Below are 17,415 nucleotides of genomic sequence, written 5' to 3' on the forward strand. Positions count from 1 at the left end.
AGGCCTGGACCCCTAAAGCCCCCCGGACGCGCACCACTGGCAAATCCTGCACGGGCGCCAGGTGTGCATTGCACGCAAGCCCAGTGCTGGCAGTGCGCGGTGGCGCCGTATTGCGACTTCACGCCGAAGACGCCGGTGCCTGCGCAGGCCACAGGCAGCCGCGCTTGCGTTTAACCCCGTCGCTATTAACCCCGTCGCTATTAAATCAGTAGCTGCTGGCGCTTAAGCAGCAAGGGCTGAAGGCCATTTTCTTGCAGGATTTTCGAGACTGCAGAGGCCGCAGCAACGGCGCGCCTCAATTGCGCAGCTTGCCGTCGCGAGTCACCATGCCCAGTTCCACATACTTGCTGCCGTGGTTCTGGACTGGTGAATAGGACACGACGAAGCCGCCGGTGTCATAACTGCCCATGGCACCCATCGCGGCCAGCAGGGCTTTGGCATCGCCTGGCTTTTTGCTGCGGCGCATGGCTTCGGTCAGCACCTTTGCGCCAATACAAGCTTCCAGATGGGCGCTGTTCATGGCCTGCTTGACGCCTGCATCCTGCAGCGCCTTGGCGCATTCCTTGACCACCGGCAACGGGGATGCGGCATTGGGCACGACCTGAGAGATGGACACTCCGGCGCCGGCTTCGCCAGCCGCGTCGATGTATTGCTGCGCGCCCACAAAAGACAGGCTGGACATCGGGATGAATTTGCCCTGTGCTACCACCTGCTTGCTGATGTCAGCCGCGGCGCCGGACAGCACGGTGTTGATGAGGACGTCGGGCTTGAGCGCGAGCAGCTGCGCGACCTGGGCCTCACTCACCTTGGCATTGCGCTGCAGGGAGAAAGCCTCGGGTTTCTTGCCCTGTTTGGCCAGGTAGGCCACCACCACGGCCAGATTCTGCTTGCCGACCTCGTCGTCGTAATGCACCACCACCACCTGCTTGAGGCCCAGGCCCGTCCAGAAGGACAACATTTTTTCAAGCTCGTCGCCGTAGGACGCGCGCAGCGTGTACACCACCGGGCTCGGCTTGCGCACCGGGTTGGCACCGGAAAACGGTGCAAAAAACAGCACGCCGGCTTTTTCCGCCTGGGGCATGGCGTCCAGGCTCAGCGTGGCCGACGCATAACCAAACAGGGCCACCGCGTCATTTTCGGCCAGCAGTTTCGTGGTGTTGGCGCCGGCCAGCTTGCGGTCGTTTTTATCGTCGAGTGTCACCAGCTGGATCGGCAGGCCGGCCACTCCGCCTTTGGCGTTGACCGACTTGAAGTAGGCCTGGGCGCCGTCCTGGATGTCGCGTCCGAAACTGGCGTTGCTGCCACTCAGAGGAGCGGATTGGCCGATGACCCAGGCTTTTTGCGCGTGGCCGGCATTCGCAAAAAATACGAGAGACAGACTCAGGGCGCGCAGAACGCTACGTGAAGTGGAAATGGTAAACATGACTCATCCATCAAAAAAAATCTGGCTGAGCCAGCGGGAGCTTTCAATGATAGATCGTCCGGGAGGAAAAATCCCCCAAGTTCGCACGCTTCGCGAGATGGATACCCACCATGCGCGACGGGGCGGTACTGCAGCGTTGACCGTTCGCAACACAGGGTAACCACCGTAAGCCGCAAGTACTCACCCCTCTTCGGGCGGGACTGCAAGGGACTGGCGCCTTGGGTTCACGAGGCGTGGCTTGCACACCCGATCCCGCGAGCTTGACGCGCGCAAGTTTCAGGCCCATTTCACAGCGGCGCACCTGATACGCCAGGGCTTGCTGGTCGCCGTGCCTTTTGCGGAGCCGCAGCTCAACCAGCGTGTGCTGCAAGTGTTGTCTCTGCAGGGGCAAACGCTGGCGCCGCTGGTGCTGGACTTCACCGGCCCGCAGGCGTACGGCGAAAAAAGCCTTTGAGCCCTGCCTGCGTCTGCTGTGCTTACAGCCCCTGCAGCGGCAGCAGCTTGCCTTCGGCTGCGGAAGGCGGCGCAATTCGCAGCAGGCGCGACAGCGTGGGCGCGATGTCCACCACTTCCACCCGCGCATCGACGCGGCCGGGCTTTATCCAGGCGGGGCCATACATGAGGATGGGCACTTGCGTGTCATACGGATGCGGGGAACCATGGGTGGCGACCGTGTTGCCGAACATCCAGCCGGGCTTGAGTGAATACTGCACGTCGCCCGACACGTCGGCGTGCCAGGACTTGCGCAGCTGGTCGAAGAACGGCGCGCCCACCCGGCTGCCGTTTTGCAGTTCGCGGCGGGTATAGGCTGCGGCAAAGCCGGGCTCGGCCAACAACAGCGTGCGGGCTTCTTCTGCCAGGGCATTTGGGTCTGCCTGCTTTTGCGCAATGAGTTTTTTGTCGAACAGCACGCTGGAGCCCGAGAAGCCTGCTGCCCATTTGCCTTCGCCAAAGCGTTTTTCCAGGCCGGTGTTGACGCGCCCCAGCACCTGGCTGCTGTTGACGCGCCCGGCTTCACGGCCCTGGCTGGCGAGGCGGTCGGGTGACGGCATGAAACCGTGGTCGGCCGTCAGCATGACGAGGTAGTTGTCCTTGCCGACGCGGGCGTCCAGGTCCTGGAAGAAGGCCTGCAGCATGCGGTCAAGTTGCAGCAGGTGGTCGTGCGACAGGCGCGACTCGGCGCTGAAAGCGTGGTTCACGTAGTCGTGGCCCGAGAGGCTGACCGACAGGATGTCGGGAATGTCGTCTTGCCCCAGCTGCTCGCCGGCAATGGCCGCGCGGGCAAACTCCAGCGACATGGCATCGACAAAAGGCCCGCGCAGCAGCGAGCTGTAGAAACGCGGGCCGGGCGCCGTGTCGTCAGGCGCGCCATACATGGCGGGCAAACCGCCACCGGCGGGGCCAAACCATTTCTGCTGGTCGGGCACCGAGCGCGCATAGGCGGCCTCGGGCAGCACGGCTTTCCATTCGGTCTTGAAGTAACGGTCGGCCAGCTTCTGGCCGTTAAAGGCATTGACCCAGCCCGGGTGCACGGCCATGTAGTGCGTGCTGGACGCAAACTGCCCTGTGGCGCCCATGTACATATAGGCCGTGCCGGTTTTGCCGGCGGGCAGGATGGCGCCGCGGTCTTTGCCGGAGATGCCGATCACTTTTGAGCGGCTGTCTACCCGCCGCAGCACGTCGCCCACGGTTTCCACCTTGAGGTTCTTCGGGCTGGTGCCGTCCAGTGCGTTGGTCTGGTGGCCGATGTAAGTGGCCGTGGTGTCGCCCGTGCAATACACCGGCTCTGCGGTGATGGGGTCGCGCCAGTCGTTGCCGATGATGCCGGTGCGATGCGGATAAGCGCCTGTGAGCATGGTGGCGTGGCCGGCCGCGGTGACGGTGAAAGCATGGCCGTAATACGCGTTGGCGAACCAGGCGCCGCGGTCAAGGAAGCGTGCCAGGCCATCGGGTGCGAGCTGGTCGCGGTAGTCCAGCACCTGGCGCTGCGGCAGCCCGTCCACCACCAGGAAGACAACGAGTTTGGGACGCGGTGCAGCGGCCTGCGATAGCGCGGTAGCGCCGGGTGCAGCGGCACAACTGGCCAGCAACGCTGCCGTGAACGCGGCAACCACAATACGCAAAGGTGTGTGAAGTTTCATGGGGATCATGCGGGTGATGCTAGGCGAGTTCATGGTTTGCAGGCAACAGTAGTCACCCATAGCAGGCATGGCTGTCACGGCCTGTTGCCGGGAAAGCTTGCATGGTAACTGCGTCACCACGTACGCATTGGTGTTCCCCGTGTAGGACCATGGCTCTCCGGACTGCTACTTCTGTCGCGTTCACATTTGGTTTCAATGCCAAAGGATTGACGTGCGTTTCGGTTGTGGGGCAGGATGTATTCATGACCAACAACGCAGCGCCGGACACGGCGCCCAACGTAGCGCCTTATGTCGCCGCTCCAGGGGAGACGGAGGTTGACCGCGTGGTGACGGCGAGCATGTGCAACATGCGGGAAGGCATCTTCGCGCAGATGGAAAACATCCGCACGGAGTCGTTGCGCCACAACACGCCCTTCGGTCTGCACGTCGTGCTGCACTACCAAAGCGGCTGGTTTGTGCATTGGGTCGAAGGGCCTTCGGCCGCTGTACAGGACTTGCTGCAGCATGTTGTGCAACACGACCCGCGCCACCATTCACCCCATACCCTGCACACCAGCAAAGGGCGGCGGCTGTTGCCGACACCGTGGTCGATGGCGATGTCGCAGGCCACCGAGTCGGCGGTTTATTTCGGCCGCCGGGTCATGGCCCTGCGGGAGCAACTTGAAAAGGGCAAACAGTATTCGCCCTCCTCGGTGCTTCGCCGTCTGTCGGCGCCCATGCAGCTTGCCCAGGCGCAGGCACTGGCAGACCCCGAAGCCTTTCACCGCATGGGCATCTGCTCGGCCAGCGGTACCGAGGCTTTCGACATGGTGGGCTGGCTGGCCCAAAAGACCGGCGGGACGGTCGCCAAACGGCGCTTTGCCGGTGAGACAGACTTTGACGGCAGCAGCGAATACGTCGACTTCATGGAAGGCGGCTACCCGTGCCGGCTGATTGCCGTGGCGCGCAACGGCCTGACGCACGGGCTGCGCCGCGCCTTCCTTCCGGACTGGCCGAATTTTGTGATGCTTTTTTGCGGCTCGGCGAAATTTGACGACGCACTGATGGCCCGCATGATCGCCGCTTGCGACGGCCTGCCTGCGAAGCCGGTGCTGGTGGGGGTCGCCCGCGACACCGCGACCCACCAGCGCATGCAGGCCATGGCACAGGCAGCGCAGCTGGAGTATGTCGTCGGAGGCGTTGCCACGCCCGACAACTGCAGCGCCATATGGCAGACGATGCGCGACCAGTTGGACCGGGCCGGTGCGCCATCGAGTTCGGTGTGGGATGTGCCGCGCATGGCGGCCTGAGCGCACTGCCCTGCTCTCCTCCTTGCGCCTTCAACGACCGCAAGCTCGCTGCGTAAGCAGGTCCGGTGCGCGCCGGCTTTGCACGCCGATACACTGCGGGCATGAAAAAAGAAGACATCGCCCCGTTCTTTGCCACGCTGAAAGCCGCCAACCCGATGCCGGTGACCGAGCTTGAATACACCAGCGTGTTTGAACTCCTGGCAGCGGTGCTGCTGAGCGCGCAGGCCACTGATGTCAGTGTGAACAAGGCTACGCGCAGGCTCTACCCCGTGGCCAACACGCCGCAAGCGATCCTTGACCTGGGGCTGGAAGGCCTGGAGTCGTACATCCGCACGATCGGGCTGTACCTTACCAAGGCCAAAAACCTGCTGGCCACCTGCGAAATCCTGGTGAAGCAGCACGGCGGCCAGGTGCCGCGCACGCGTGAAGCGCTGGAAGCCCTGCCCGGCGTGGGCCGCAAGACAGCCAATGTGGTGCTGAACTCGGCTTTCGGTGAGGCCGTGATGGCGGTCGACACGCACATCTTTCGCGTGAGCAACCGCACGGGCCTGGCGCCTGGCAAAAACCCGCTGGAAGTTGAGCTGGGCCTGCTCAAGCGCGTGCCCGCCGAATACCTGGTGGACGCGCACCACTGGCTGATACTGCACGGGCGCTATGTGTGCATCGCGCGCAAGCCCCTGTGCTGGCAGTGCGCGGTGGCACCGTGGTGCGACTTTCGCCCCAAGACACCGCCGCCGGCGGCTTGAGCGAAATTATCCGAAACCAAGTCGGCGCTTAACGGGCGAAGGTGCCGTCGGCGCGAATCATCGTCAGATTCACAAAGCGCGAACCCAGATTGCTTTGCTTGCTGTAAGTCAGCGCAAAGCCGCCCAGGTCTTCATTGGTGAACGTTTCGAGCGTGCTGATAAGTTTGGCGCGCGTAACCGGCGCCGGCGTCTTTTGCAGCGCGCGCACCACCAGCTTGGCGTTCAGGAAACCTTCCATGCTGTTGTAGCTGAACTTCTTGTCGCCGTTGGCCGAGATGATGGTCTGGTATTCACGCACGACGGCGTTACCCAGCTCGGTAAACGGGTAAGGCACAACCTGCGAGGCAATCACGCCGGCTGCCGCATCCTTGAGCTCGGCATGCAGGCCGGACGACACACTGAGCACCATGAACTGGGCGGTCACGCCCTTGGCACGAAAAGCCTGGATGAACGCCGCATTGGGCTTGGCCTGCCCGATCAGGATCACGGCCTGCGGCTGCACCGCGGCAATCACCTCGGCGGCTTTGGCCACGTCTACCGTGCCGCGCGGCACCGGGGCCACGGCAGCTGCCGTTGCACCACGCTTTTGCATGGCGGCGTTCAGGGCTTCCAGGCCTTCCTTGCCGAAAGCGTCGTCCTGGTACATCACGGCGATTTTCTTGATGCCGATGGTCCACGCGTGGTTGACCGCCGCTTCGATCTCGTCGGTGGTGCTGGCGCGCACATGGAACAGGTTGGACACATAGGGGTCGCGTAGCGACTTGGCGCCGCTGGTGTTGCCGATCTCCGCAATACCGGCGGCCTGCACCAGAGGCACGATCTTCAGCATGTTGGCCGTGCCGCGATAGCCGACCAACGCCACGGCGTTCTGGGTTTCGATCAGGGCCTTGGTGTTTTCTGCCGTCTTGTCGGGGTTAAAGCCGTCGTCCAGGCTGACGAGTTTGATCTTCTCGCCGCGAACGCCGCCTTTTTTGTTGATGTCATCAAAGTACGCGTTCATGCCGCGCACATAGTCGGTCGTCAGTGCGGCGCTATTGCCAGAGAGGTCACCCGAATGGCCGAGCACGATGTCGGCCGAAGCGGCCGAGGCGGCCAGACCCAGAAAAAAAGCGGCCAGAAAACGGCCGCCCTTTGAAAAATTAACAACTTTCATGAAACGAATCCCTACCCTCTTGTGAAAAAATTGGTGTCAATAAAAAAGCCGGCCCAAGGCCGGCTTGTGCTTGCGGTGCGCGGTGTATGTCAGGCGTCGACCCTGACCTTGGCCTGCTGGGCCACCTGCGCCCACTTCTTTTGCTCCATCTTGATGAAGGCCGCAAATTTTTCGGTGCTGCCGCCGCCGTCTTCGGCGCCATACTGGTCCATCTTTTCCTGCACGTCAGACATGGCCAGTACCTTGTTGACGTCTTCGTTCATGCGTTGGACCATGGCCGGCGGCATCTTTGAAGGGCCCATGAGGCCGTACCACACGGTGGCTTCGAAACCGGGGAAACCGGACTCGGCCATGGTGGGCACATTGGGATGGCCTTTGGCGCGCTTGAGGCGCGTTTGCGCCAGCGCGATGGCCTTGCCGCTTTTGACATGCGGCGTGGCCGAGGTCATGGTTTCAAAGCAGTAGTTGACCTGCCCGCCGATCAGATCGACCAGCGCCGGGCCGGAGCCGCGATAAGGAATGTGCAGCGCAAAAATCTTTGCCTGAAGCTTGAACATTTCCAGTGCAAAGTGCTGGGCCGAACCACCGCCCGCAGAAGCAAAGCTGATCTGGCCGGGTTTGGCCTTGCACAAGGCCACCAGGTCCTTCACGGTTTTGGCGGGCTGGTCGGCATTGCAGATGAGCATGTTGGGCGTGACGCCGACCATGCTGATGGGCACGAAGTCGCGGTCTGCGTCGTAGCCGAGCTTGATGCCGAGTGCCGGCGCCAGCGCGTGGCTGTTGATGTGGGCCATCAGCAAGGTGTTGCCGTCACCGGCCTGCTTGGCCACGTAATCGGCCGCAATCACGCCGGCCGCGCCACCCTTGTTTTCAATGATGACCGAGGTGTTCCACATGGTGGACAGCTTCTGGCCCACCACGCGCGCCAGCGCGTCGGTGCCGCCGCCAGGCGGGAAACCCACCACAATGCGCACCGGCCCGCTGGGCAGCGTTTGCGCCCGGAGCATGGGTGACGCCACCATGGCGGCTGTGGCCGCCGTCGCGCTGATAAAGGTTCTGCGTTGCATGGTTTCCCTTTTTGATTCAGTAATTTATGGAATTTTGATGACCGTTTGACGTAACACCCTGCGGTCGTGCGCAGCGGGTGATCAGGCTGCCTTGCGCTGCGGCACCACAGCCGCATGGCTGGAAAAGTGGTCCATGGCGGCTTGCACACCCGATCCCGCGAGTTTGACGCCCGCAAGTTTGAGGCCCATTTCACAGCCGCTCAGCGCCGCCATCAACGTGAGGTCGTTGCAGTCGCCCAGGTGGCCGATGCGGAACATCTTGCCTTTGACCTTGCCCAGGCCGGTGCCCAGTGAGCAGTCAAAACGCTCGTAAATGATCTTGCGCACCGCGTCGGCATCGATGCCCTCCGGTGTCATGACGCCGGTGAGCACCGGTGAATACACGGCCGCGTCGGCGCACTGGATCTGCAGGCCCCAGGCCTTGACCGCAGCGCGCACGCCGACAGCCCAGCGCTGGTGGCGCGCAAACACGGTTTCCAGGCCGTGCTCCAGCAGCATGTCGCAGGCTTCGCTGAGGGCGTACAGCAGGTTGGTGTTGGGGGTGGACGGCCAATAGCCGGTCTTGTTCATCTCGATGATTTCGTCCCAGGCCCAGAAGGCTTTGGGCAACGTGGCTTTTTTGCTGGCTTCGATGGCTTTGGCCGACACGGCATTGAAGCTGATGCCGGGCGGCAGCATCAGGCCTTTTTGCGATCCACTGATGCTGACGTCGACGCCCCACTCGTCGTGGCGGTAGTCGGCCGAGGCGAGGCCCGAAATGGTGTCGACCAGCAGCAGGGCCGGATGTTTGGCGGCGTCGATCGCCTTGCGCACGGCGGCAATGTTGCTGGTCACGCCGGTGGAAGTTTCGTTGTGCACCACGCAGACGGCCTTGATGCTGTGCTGGGTGTCGGCCTTCAGGCGCTCTTCAATCAGGTGGGCCTGGACCCCATGGCGCCAGACGTCGGCGCCGGGGTAGCCGATGACTTCGGTTTTGAGGCCCAGGCGCGCGGCCAGTTTTTGCCACAGCGCAGCAAAATGGCCGGTTTCGTACATCAGCACATGGTCACCCGCGTTCAGCGTGTTGGAAAGCGCGGCTTCCCAGGCGCCGGTACCGGAGGCCGGGTAAATGATGACGGGTTGTTGGGTCTGGAAGATCTTTTTGATGTCGGCCAGCACCTTGAGGCCCAGCGCCGCGAATTCGGGGCCGCGGTGGTCGATGGTGGGCAGGCTCATGGCGCGCAGGACGCGGTCAGGCACCGGCGAAGGGCCGGGAATTTGCAGGAAATGACGTCCGGTGGGGTGAAAGTCAAGCGTCAACATGGCGGAAAACTCCAGAAGTAGGACGCTATTTTTTGCATACAAAATTCATTTGTCAATAGAGCAAAGGGTTACAAATTGATTTGACACCCCTGTTTTTTGCATACAAAATTTGCTCATGGCTGCCGAAATCATTCCCATCCCCCGCGCTGCCCTTCACGAACAGGTGGCGCACCGCCTGCGCCAGATGCTGGTTGAAAACCGCATCCAGCCGGGCGCCAAGCTCAATGAACGCGAACTCAGCGAGGTCCTGAACGTCTCGCGCACGCCGCTGCGCGAGGCCATCAAGATGCTGGCCGCAGAGGGCCTGGTCGAGCTTTTGCCCAACCGCGGTGCCATCGCCGTGGAGCTCACCGAAGCCGACGTGCTGAATACCTTTGAGGTCATGGCCGGGCTGGAGGCGCAATCGGGCGAGCTCGCCGCCCAGCGCATCACCGACGACGAGCTGGCCGAAATCAAGGCCATGCACTTTGAAATGATGGCCGCCTACACACGCCGCGACCTGCCCAACTACTACCGGCTCAACTCGGCCATTCACAGCGCCATCAACGCAGCCGCGAAGAACCCGGTGCTCACCACCACCTACCGGCAGGTCAACGCGCGCCTGCAGGCGCTGCGCTTTCGCTCCAACCAGGACGAAGAAAAATGGAAGTCAGCCGTGAATGAACACGAGCTGATGATTGACGCACTGGCTGCGCGCGACACCGCCGCCATGCGCAAGGTGCTGCTGGGCCACCTGGCCAGCAAGCGCGAAGTCGTGGTCCAGCAACTGCGCGCCGCAGCGGCGCCCGCCAGCACGCCTTCCAGGGCGTGACCTGCAACGTGACCTTTGCCTGGCTTCAGGGCCGGGCCTCAACACCCACACAAAACCCGGATCGCCCGCGATGAACGCACCCCTTCCACTCAAGATCTCCCGGCAGGCCGCGGCCCACGCCTACGACAACGTGGCCCGCATCAGCAATGAAGTTGCCGGCCGGCTGGCGGCGCGGCTGGCCATCGAAACACAGGGCGAAGTGCTGTTTTCGCCGGCCGACCGGGGCCGCTACGCCACCGACGCCTCCATCTACCAGGTCATGCCTGTGGGCGTGTTTGTGCCGCGCACGGCAGACGACGTGAAGGCCGCGCTGGACATCTGCCGCGACATGCAGGTGCCCATCGTGCCGCGCGGCGGCGGCACGAGCCAGTGCGGGCAAACGGTAGGCACCGGCCTGGTCATCGACTACGCCAAGCATGTGCGCAACATCCTGGCGGTGAACCCGCAAGAGCGCACCGCCGAGGTAGAACCCGGCATTGTGCTGGACCACCTGAATGCGGCCCTGAAAAAACACGGCCTGTGGTACCCGGTGGATGTTTCAACCAGCGCGCAGGCCACGCTGGGCGGCATGGCGGGCAACAACTCTTGCGGCAGCCGCAGCATTGCCTATGGCAACATGGTGCACAACGTGCTGGGTGCCAAAGCCTGGACATCCGACGGCAGCCTGCTGCAGCTGGGCGCTTACGCCGGCAGCAGCGGCAAGGCACGCGAGCTGGGCAGCCACGTGCGTGCGCTGGCCGAGGAGCTGCACCCCCTCATCAAGCGGCGCTGGCCGAAAGTCATGCGGCGCGTGGGCGGCTACAACCTGGACATCTTTGACCCGCAGAGCGAGCGGCCCTACACCAGCGACGGCTCGGTCAACCTGGCGCATCTGCTGATAGGCAGTGAAGGCACGCTGGCGCTGACCCGGTCGCTGACGCTGCAACTGAGCGAGCTGCCCCGGGCCAAGGTGCTGGGTGTGGTGAATTTCCCGACCTTTTACCGCGCCATGGATGCGGCGCAATTCATCGTCAAGATCGGCGAAGGCGCGCTCACGGCAGTAGAGCTGGTCGACCGCACGATGATCGACCTGTCGCTGCAAAACCCGGCCTTTGCGCCGACGATCCGCAGCGCGCTGATCGGTGATCCGGCGGCCATTTTGCTGGTGGAGTTTTCGGGTGCCAGCAAGGCCGAACTGTTGCCCAAGCTCAAGCGCCTGGGCGAGTTGATGGGCGACCTGCTGCTGCCCGATTCGGTGGTGGAGATGACCGAGGACGCACCGCAAAAAAACCTGTGGGAGGTGCGCAAGGCCGGTCTCAACATCATGATGAGCCTCAAGGGCGACGGCAAGCCGGTGAGTTTTATCGAAGACTGCGCCGTGCCGCTGCAGCATCTGGCCGCCTACACCGACGCCTTGACCGAGATCTTCAGGAAATACGGCAGCAAGGGCACCTGGTATGCCCATGCCTCCGTCGGCACGCTGCATGTGCGGCCCATCCTGGACATGCGGCGCGAAGGCGCGCCCAAGATGCGCGCGATTGCCGAAGAAGCCTCGGTGCTGGTGCGCAAGTTCAAGGGTGCCTACAGCGGCGAACACGGCGACGGCCTGTGCCGCGGGGAATGGATCAAGTGGCAGTTTGGCCCGGAGATCAGCCAGGCCTTCGCCGACATCAAGCAATACATGGACCCGGCGGGCTTGCTGAGCCCCGGACGCATGATCAACCCGCCCAAGATGGACGACACGCGGCTGATGCGGTTTCCGCCGGGCTACCGTGTCATTCCCCTGAAGACTGCGCTGGACTGGCGCGCCTGGGACGTGCAGAACGACCCGGCCACCGAAAGGACCAGCGCACCCGGCAGCGGCGGTGACCCGGCCCGCGGCTTTGCCAAGGCCGTGGAGATGTGCAACAACAACGGCCACTGCCGCAAGTTTGATGCCGGCACCATGTGCCCGAGCTACCGCGTGACACGGGATGAGCAGCACCTGACGCGCGGACGCGCCAACACACTGCGCCTGGCATTGAGCGGGCAACTGGACGGCATGAAGGCCGAAGACGCCTTCACCAGCGAGGCTGTAAAGGAAGCCATGGACCTGTGCGTGGGCTGCAAGGGTTGCAAGCGCGACTGCCCCACCGGTGTGGACATGGCCAAAATGAAGGTGGAGTTTTTGCACCACTACAAGCACAAGCACGGCTACACGCTCAAAGACAAGATGGTCGCGTACCTGCCCGACTATGCCCACTGGGCCAGCCGCCTGGCGCCGCTGCTGAACCTGCGCGACAAGGTGCCGGTGCTGGCGGCCTGGAGCGAAAAACTGGCGGGCCTGTCGGCCCGCCGCACACTGCCGCAATGGACGCGCCAGACCTTCTGGAAGCGCCTGAACAAGCCCGGCGCGGCATCGAAAGGAGGCGTCACGACTGCCAGCCGCGAAGAAGTACTGGCCGCCGCACGGCCGGTCGTGCTGTTTGTGGACACTTTCAACGGCTACTTTGAATCCGAAAACGCACTGGCTGCACTGAAGGTGCTGCAGGCGGCCGGCTATACGGTACATGTGGCGGCGAAAACCGAGGCCGACGGCAAGAGCCTGTGCTGCGGCCGCACTTACCTGGCCAGCGGCATGGTATCCAGGGCCAGGGCCAAGGCACGCGAGGTGGTGGAAGCCCTGCTGCCCTTTGCCGAAAAGGGCATCGCCATCGTCGGCCTGGAGCCCTCCTGCCTGCTGACGCTGCGCGACGAGATGCTGGTGATGGGCCTGGGCGAAGCGGCGCACACCATCAGCCGCCATGCACTGCTGCTCGAAGAATTTCTGGCGCGTGAAGCGGCCGACGGCAGACTCGACAAGCTCAAGGGCCGGCTGAAAGCGACAGCCCAACCCATCCTGCTGCACGGCCACTGCCACCAGAAAGCTTTTGGCGCGGTCAGCCCCATCCTGGAGGTGCTCAAGCTGATTCCCGGCGCAAAACCTGAGCTGATCGAGTCAAGCTGCTGCGGCATGGCAGGCAGCTTTGGCTATGAGGCCAGTCACTACGAGGTGTCGATGCAGATGGCCGAACTCAGCCTGCTGCCGGCGGTGCGCAAGCAGCCCGACGCCATTGTGGTGGCCGACGGCACCAGCTGCCGCCACCAGATCAGGGACGGCGCGCAGCGCGAGGCAATCCACGTGGCGGTGCTGCTGGCGCAGCAACTGCAGGGCTGAAGGTGGCCGCCGGGCGGCAGATTTTCAGAAATCTCCGCTCTGAAAATGCTACTTTTTTGATAGCATCTCGTGCATGTTTCTATTGGGCTACAGCCTGTTTTCTTAATATTTCGATGCAATTCGCATGAATCACCCTGGCGTATTGACCGCTAGACATGCCCCACCACCATGGGCGCATGCTTGAGGTGAAGCGACAGGCCCAGGGCCGCCATGTGGTTGCCGTTGCGCCCGAGGATGGCTTCAGCCAGCGGAAGGAATTCTTCCTCTTCAAAGCGCGCGTGTTTCAGGTAGGTCTGCACCAGCGCCTCCACCGCTTGCAGGTCCAAGTCTGCCGGCTGGTTCTTCGCTACCGCCTTCACTGCCGGTTCGAGGTCTTTCCAGATGGATTCGATCTTGCGGTGCTCGGCCACCAGGCGCTTGATCATCACCCTGACCTTCTCGGCCTCTTCCCCTTTGGCAGCACTGCGCAACACCGCCGGAAACAACTCATTTTCTTCGTCAGCATGGTGGCTTGCCACCGCGTACTTGAAGAGGCTGAGCGTGTGCGAGGCGACGTTGCGCGCCTGCACGGCCGCTGCCAGCAGGGCTGGCAGCTCGGTGAAAGCCTGCAGCTGAGAAGCAATCCCGAAGTGACATTGCGAAAAGCCGGCCAGCGGCATGGCGAGGTCGACCGAGTCCGAGCCGCTGGGAGACGCGGATGCTTTCCCGCTCTGGTGACTGAGGTGATGGATAGTCATGGATCTGCCCCTGTTTAAAGGCGGCACCCTGCCCGGCCAACCAACCCGGCAATTGCCAGGAGTTCCAACCGGAAACCGCGCCGCCACTTTGACTATAGGGACGCGATCAACGGCGCTGTTGATCCATATCAAACAAGCCGGCGGTTTCGCCGGGGCCGTGTCAGAATATCCGGAAATTTATTCCAACAGGGAGGACTTGATGAGCCATTTGTGGACGCGCATCTGTGCGCTGGCGGTTGTGCTGTATTGCGGTGCTGCCCTGGCGCAGCCGATATCAAAAGACGAAGCCGAAAAAATCTGGGCAGAAGCCCGAGCCGCAGCCAAGGAAGGCCCGCAGGACATTCCCCTGGCAGACCAGGCCGTGCTGAAGCTGCCGGCCGGCCGCATTTTTGTACCGCAGCCGCAGGCCGCCAGGCTTCTCAATGCCATGGGCAATCCCGGCAAGGACTCGCGGCTGCAGGGCCTGGTGTTTCCGGCGGCCAACGACTCCTGGTTTGTCACGGTGCGCTTTGAGTCCGCAGGCTACGTGAAAGACGACGAAGCCAAGGACTGGAACGCCGACGACCTTCTCAAAAGCTACCGCGAAGGCACAGAGGCCTCGAACAGCGAACGCAAGAAGATGGGTTTTCCTGAAATGGAAATTGTCGGCTGGGCCGAAAAACCGGCCTACAACGCCGCCACACACCGGCTGGTGTGGGCCATGTCCAGCAAGGACCGCGGCGCAGCGCCCGATGCCGCGCAGGGCGTGAACTACAACACCTACGCGCTGGGGCGTGAAGGTTACTTCAGCCTGAACCTGGTGACGGCGCTGAATGATTTGCCGAAAGACAAACCCGTCGCCGCGGAGTTGCTGTCGGCCCTGCAGTACAACGACGGCAAACGTTATGCCGATTTCAACTCCAAGACCGACAAGGTGGCCGAATACGGCCTGGCCGCGCTGGTGCTGGGTGTGGCCGCAAAAAAACTCGGATTCTTCGCCGTCGCCGCGCTCTTTTTTGCCAAGTTTGCCAAAGTGATCTTTCTGGCCGTGGCGGGGTTTGGCACAGTGTTCCTGAAATACTTCAAGCGCAAACCGGCTGCAGCGCCCATGCCGGTCGCGGCAGCCGAGCAGGAGACGGTTCCTGCCGCATTCGGCAGTACGGCAAACGCGTCAACCACCCCGCAAAAACCTCCGGCACCGCCCATCGCCTGAAAAGTACCTTCGCGTGACGAAACTCCTGCTGCTGCTTTTCACCGGCGCCAAATTCGGCAAGCTGCTGCTCACGGGCGGCAGCATGCTGATTTCGGTGTTTGCCTACGCGCTGCTGTTCGGCTGGCGCTACGCAGTGGGTTTTGTGGCGCTGCTGTTTGTGCATGAAATGGGCCATTACATTGCCGCGCGGCAGCGCGGCCTCAATGTGGGCGCGCCCACCTTCATCCCGTTTGTGGGCGCGTGGGTGGAGCTCAAGGACATGCCGCACGACGCCGAAACCGAAGCCTATGTGGGCCTGGGCGGCCCGCTGCTGGGAACGATAGGCGCGCTGGCCTGCTATTTTCTGGCGCGCGACCAGGACAGCAACCTGCTGCTCGCGATTGCGTATTCCGGCTTTTTCCTGAACCTCTTCAACCTGATTCCGCTATCGCCATTTGACGGAGGCCGCATCACCGCGGTGCTGTCGCCACGGATCTGGTTTCTGGGGGTGCCGGTGCTGGTGGGCCTGTTCTTCTGGCGGCCCAGCCCCATGCTGATCCTGATGGCGCTGCTGGCCGGACCGCAGCTGCTGAAGGCCATACGCTACAAATCAGACAGCGAAGAGGCCAAAACCTATTACGCCACCAGTGCCGCCACGCGGTTCGAGTACGGCTTTTATTACCTGGCCCTGGCGGCGTTTCTGGCGGTGATGACGCATGACGTGCATGAAATGCTGCGCGGCGTCAGCGCCATCCGGTAAATCGGGTTGAGCGCGGCTCGTGTCAGTCCGGCACAAACTTCGCGTTGAAGGTTGCTTCGTCTTCGGGCAGCTCAAGCGTCACCAGTTGCCCCATGCGCATGTCGGCCAGGCGGCAGGCGCCGAACAGGCTGTATTTGCCCTTGAGCCCGTAGCTTTCCATGTCGATCAGCATGAAGGAGTGCGGCACAAACACCTGGTGCAAAAAAATCGTGCGGTGCCGGTTGCGCGGCGACGGAAAGAGCTTGTAATGCTCGGTGGTGATGCTTTGTGCTGCTGCCATGATGTAGGTAAATGAGGGCGGTCGGGGGCGGTCCGGTGTAATGCGTTAACCCTGACTGTAAGCTCTAGCCTTGCACAGACCTTGCCGCAGCCCCGTTTTTTGCCTACTTATGCCCCAATACCCATGACAGAGCGCCACCCGACTCCCGGAAAAGAAGAAATTGCCCTGCTGGAGCCATTCGACCGGTTGAGCCTGGGGCAGATCGAGGTGGTGGCGACACCGGCTCAGGCCGCCGCAGCGCTGCAGGCCCTGGCCGGCGCCGCGGTGCTGGGCTTTGACACCGAGTCGAAACCGACCTTTGCCAAAAACGAGGCGTCTGAAGGGCCGCATATCGTGCAGCTTTCGGCGCTCGACAAGGCCTGGATCTTCCAGCTCGAAGATGCCGAATGCCGCCGTGTGGTCGGGTTGCTGCTGAGCTCGCCTGCGATCATCAAGGCAGGTTTCGGCCTGGGCGATGACCAGCGCCGCATCATCCGCAAGCTGGGCACAGACCTGCAGGGCGTGCTGGACCTGAACGTGGTGTTCCGCGAGCGCGGCTACCGCAAGGACATGGGCGTGCGCGGCGCTGTGGCCGTGATGTTCAACAAGCGCTTCCTCAAATCCAAGAAGGCGGCCACCTCCAACTGGGCCAATGAACGGCTGACGGAAGCGCAGATTGTGTATGCCGCCAACGATGCGTATGGGGCGCTGCGGGTGTACAAAGCGCTGGGGCTGGGGTAGGCGCGGCCGCAATACGCTACCAAATTGATAGCTGGTTGCGCTTGCCATTAAAGGGCTGCAGCCGGTTTTAACCAAATATTTTGATGACTGAAACTGTATTTACCCTCCAAGGAAACCTCCCATGAAAACATTGCTTCCCCTTCTTGCCTGCATCCTGATGTCCGGCTGCGCAGCGGAACTTGTCAGCGTCAATGAAAAACAGATCATCGTTAAAGCCCGCCCTTCAAGGTTGGGCGAAGCCACTGACATTGCTGAAGCCGAATGCCAGAAGCGTGGCCTGCACGCCCGGCTGGTGACCAAGCCTACCCCCGAGCAGTACGGGTTTGAGTGCGTGCGCTGAGTTAACCCACGCCCAACCGATCAACAAGAGGAGGACATGCCATGCGGCAGCTTCTGAAGCCCTTCAGGATTTTTCGCTGCTGCAGCCCGTGCTTGCATGGCCCGGCGTAGCCGCGTGGGCGACCGACATTCATGTGATGACTTCGGGCGGCTTTACCGCCGCCTGCAACGAGCTGGTGCCGGCCTTTGCTGCCGAGCAGGACGCCGCGCGCGCACTGATCCGGTTCTTTACCACTGCGGCGGCCGCGCCCGTCATCCGGAAAACCGGGCTGGAACCCGTCGCCGCCCCATGATGGCGGGC

Annotated in this window: 17 protein-coding genes; 10 read left to right on the top strand and 7 right to left on the bottom strand. The window is 62.6% G+C overall.

Going from position 1 to position 17,415, the window contains the following annotated elements; all coding sequences use genetic code 11:
* Nucleotides 1-295 precede the first annotated feature (295 nt).
* Nucleotides 296-1,423, bottom strand: a complete 1,128-nt coding sequence (locus tag AC1DYR_RS05145) for an ABC transporter substrate-binding protein (RefSeq protein WP_477704152.1) — start codon at nt 1,421-1,423, stop codon at nt 296-298.
* A 238-nt stretch (nt 1,424-1,661) separates the two neighbouring features.
* On the opposite strand from AC1DYR_RS05145, the gene AC1DYR_RS05150 reads away from it, so the two are divergent.
* A complete protein-coding gene (locus tag AC1DYR_RS05150; protein WP_477704153.1) occupies nt 1,662-1,877 on the top strand; it encodes a hypothetical protein in 216 nt (71 codons plus the stop codon).
* A 22-nt stretch (nt 1,878-1,899) separates the two neighbouring features.
* Here AC1DYR_RS05150 and AC1DYR_RS05155 read toward each other — a convergent pair whose 3' ends face one another.
* Nucleotides 1,900-3,564 carry an alkaline phosphatase family protein gene (locus AC1DYR_RS05155; RefSeq protein WP_477704154.1) on the bottom strand — a complete coding sequence of 555 codons (1,665 nt, stop codon included), beginning with the start codon at nt 3,562-3,564 and terminating at the stop codon, nt 1,900-1,902.
* A 242-nt stretch (nt 3,565-3,806) separates the two neighbouring features.
* Here AC1DYR_RS05155 and AC1DYR_RS05160 point away from each other — a divergent pair, with 242 nt between their 5' ends.
* Together AC1DYR_RS05160 and nth are read left to right on the top strand one after the other, a co-directional pair.
* Nucleotides 3,807-4,853, top strand: a complete 1,047-nt coding sequence (locus AC1DYR_RS05160; protein WP_477704155.1) for a BLUF domain-containing protein — start codon at nt 3,807-3,809, stop codon at nt 4,851-4,853.
* Nucleotides 4,854-4,954: 101 nt separating this feature from the next.
* Nucleotides 4,955-5,599, top strand: coding sequence for an endonuclease III (gene nth / locus AC1DYR_RS05165; protein ID WP_477704156.1), 645 nt, complete (start codon nt 4,955-4,957; stop codon nt 5,597-5,599).
* Nucleotides 5,600-5,627: 28 nt separating this feature from the next.
* Here the strand turns inward: nth and AC1DYR_RS05170 are convergent, their stop codons facing one another.
* From AC1DYR_RS05170 to AC1DYR_RS05180, 3 genes are all read right to left on the bottom strand, one after another.
* The gene (locus AC1DYR_RS05170) at nt 5,628-6,752 is read right to left on the bottom strand and encodes an ABC transporter substrate-binding protein (RefSeq protein WP_477704157.1); all 1,125 of its coding nucleotides are present in this window, start codon (nt 6,750-6,752) and stop codon (nt 5,628-5,630) included.
* 89 nt (nt 6,753-6,841) lie between these two features.
* Entirely contained in the window at nt 6,842-7,819 is a 978-nt protein-coding gene (locus AC1DYR_RS05175; protein ID WP_477704158.1) for a Bug family tripartite tricarboxylate transporter substrate binding protein, read from the bottom strand.
* Nucleotides 7,820-7,900: 81 nt separating this feature from the next.
* A complete protein-coding gene (locus AC1DYR_RS05180; protein WP_477649550.1) occupies nt 7,901-9,121 on the bottom strand; it encodes a pyridoxal-phosphate-dependent aminotransferase family protein in 1,221 nt (406 codons plus the stop codon).
* 115 nt (nt 9,122-9,236) lie between these two features.
* Between AC1DYR_RS05180 and AC1DYR_RS05185 the strand changes: the two genes are divergently transcribed.
* On the top strand, nt 9,237-9,932 hold the full coding sequence (locus AC1DYR_RS05185; RefSeq protein WP_477649549.1) for a GntR family transcriptional regulator: 696 nt from the start codon (nt 9,237-9,239) through the stop codon (nt 9,930-9,932).
* Between the two features lie 70 nt (nt 9,933-10,002).
* Nucleotides 10,003-13,107, top strand: a complete 3,105-nt coding sequence (locus tag AC1DYR_RS05190) for an FAD-binding and (Fe-S)-binding domain-containing protein (protein WP_477704159.1) — start codon at nt 10,003-10,005, stop codon at nt 13,105-13,107.
* A gap of 149 nt (nt 13,108-13,256) precedes the next feature.
* Here the strand turns inward: AC1DYR_RS05190 and AC1DYR_RS05195 are convergent, their stop codons facing one another.
* Complete coding sequence (locus tag AC1DYR_RS05195; RefSeq protein WP_477704160.1) at nt 13,257-13,844, bottom strand: hemerythrin domain-containing protein; 588 nt, start codon at nt 13,842-13,844, stop codon at nt 13,257-13,259.
* Between the two features lie 199 nt (nt 13,845-14,043).
* On the opposite strand from AC1DYR_RS05195, the gene AC1DYR_RS05200 reads away from it, so the two are divergent.
* Both AC1DYR_RS05200 and AC1DYR_RS05205 read left to right on the top strand, forming a co-directional pair.
* Nucleotides 14,044-15,036, top strand: a complete 993-nt coding sequence (locus AC1DYR_RS05200; protein WP_477704161.1) for a DUF2167 domain-containing protein — start codon at nt 14,044-14,046, stop codon at nt 15,034-15,036.
* A gap of 13 nt (nt 15,037-15,049) precedes the next feature.
* A complete protein-coding gene (locus AC1DYR_RS05205; RefSeq protein WP_477686891.1) occupies nt 15,050-15,775 on the top strand; it encodes a site-2 protease family protein in 726 nt (241 codons plus the stop codon).
* A gap of 22 nt (nt 15,776-15,797) precedes the next feature.
* Here the strand turns inward: AC1DYR_RS05205 and AC1DYR_RS05210 are convergent, their stop codons facing one another.
* The gene (locus tag AC1DYR_RS05210; RefSeq protein WP_477649545.1) at nt 15,798-16,055 is read right to left on the bottom strand and encodes a hypothetical protein; all 258 of its coding nucleotides are present in this window, start codon (nt 16,053-16,055) and stop codon (nt 15,798-15,800) included.
* Nucleotides 16,056-16,178: 123 nt separating this feature from the next.
* On the opposite strand from AC1DYR_RS05210, the gene AC1DYR_RS05215 reads away from it, so the two are divergent.
* The 3 genes from AC1DYR_RS05215 to AC1DYR_RS05225 all read left to right on the top strand — a co-directional run bounded on the left by AC1DYR_RS05215 (nt 16,179) and on the right by AC1DYR_RS05225 (nt 17,407).
* Nucleotides 16,179-16,775: a 3'-5' exonuclease gene (locus tag AC1DYR_RS05215; RefSeq protein ID WP_477704162.1), complete on the top strand. Its 597-nt coding sequence runs from the start codon at nt 16,179-16,181 to the stop codon at nt 16,773-16,775.
* A gap of 121 nt (nt 16,776-16,896) precedes the next feature.
* A complete protein-coding gene (locus tag AC1DYR_RS05220; RefSeq protein WP_477704163.1) occupies nt 16,897-17,115 on the top strand; it encodes a hypothetical protein in 219 nt (72 codons plus the stop codon).
* Between the two features lie 88 nt (nt 17,116-17,203).
* Nucleotides 17,204-17,407 (top strand): hypothetical protein, encoded by a 204-nt coding sequence (locus AC1DYR_RS05225; RefSeq protein WP_477704164.1) that lies wholly within the window; start codon nt 17,204-17,206, stop codon nt 17,405-17,407.
* Nucleotides 17,408-17,415: the final 8 nt, after the last annotated feature.

This window comes from Polaromonas sp. P1_F9 (genome assembly GCF_056405615.1).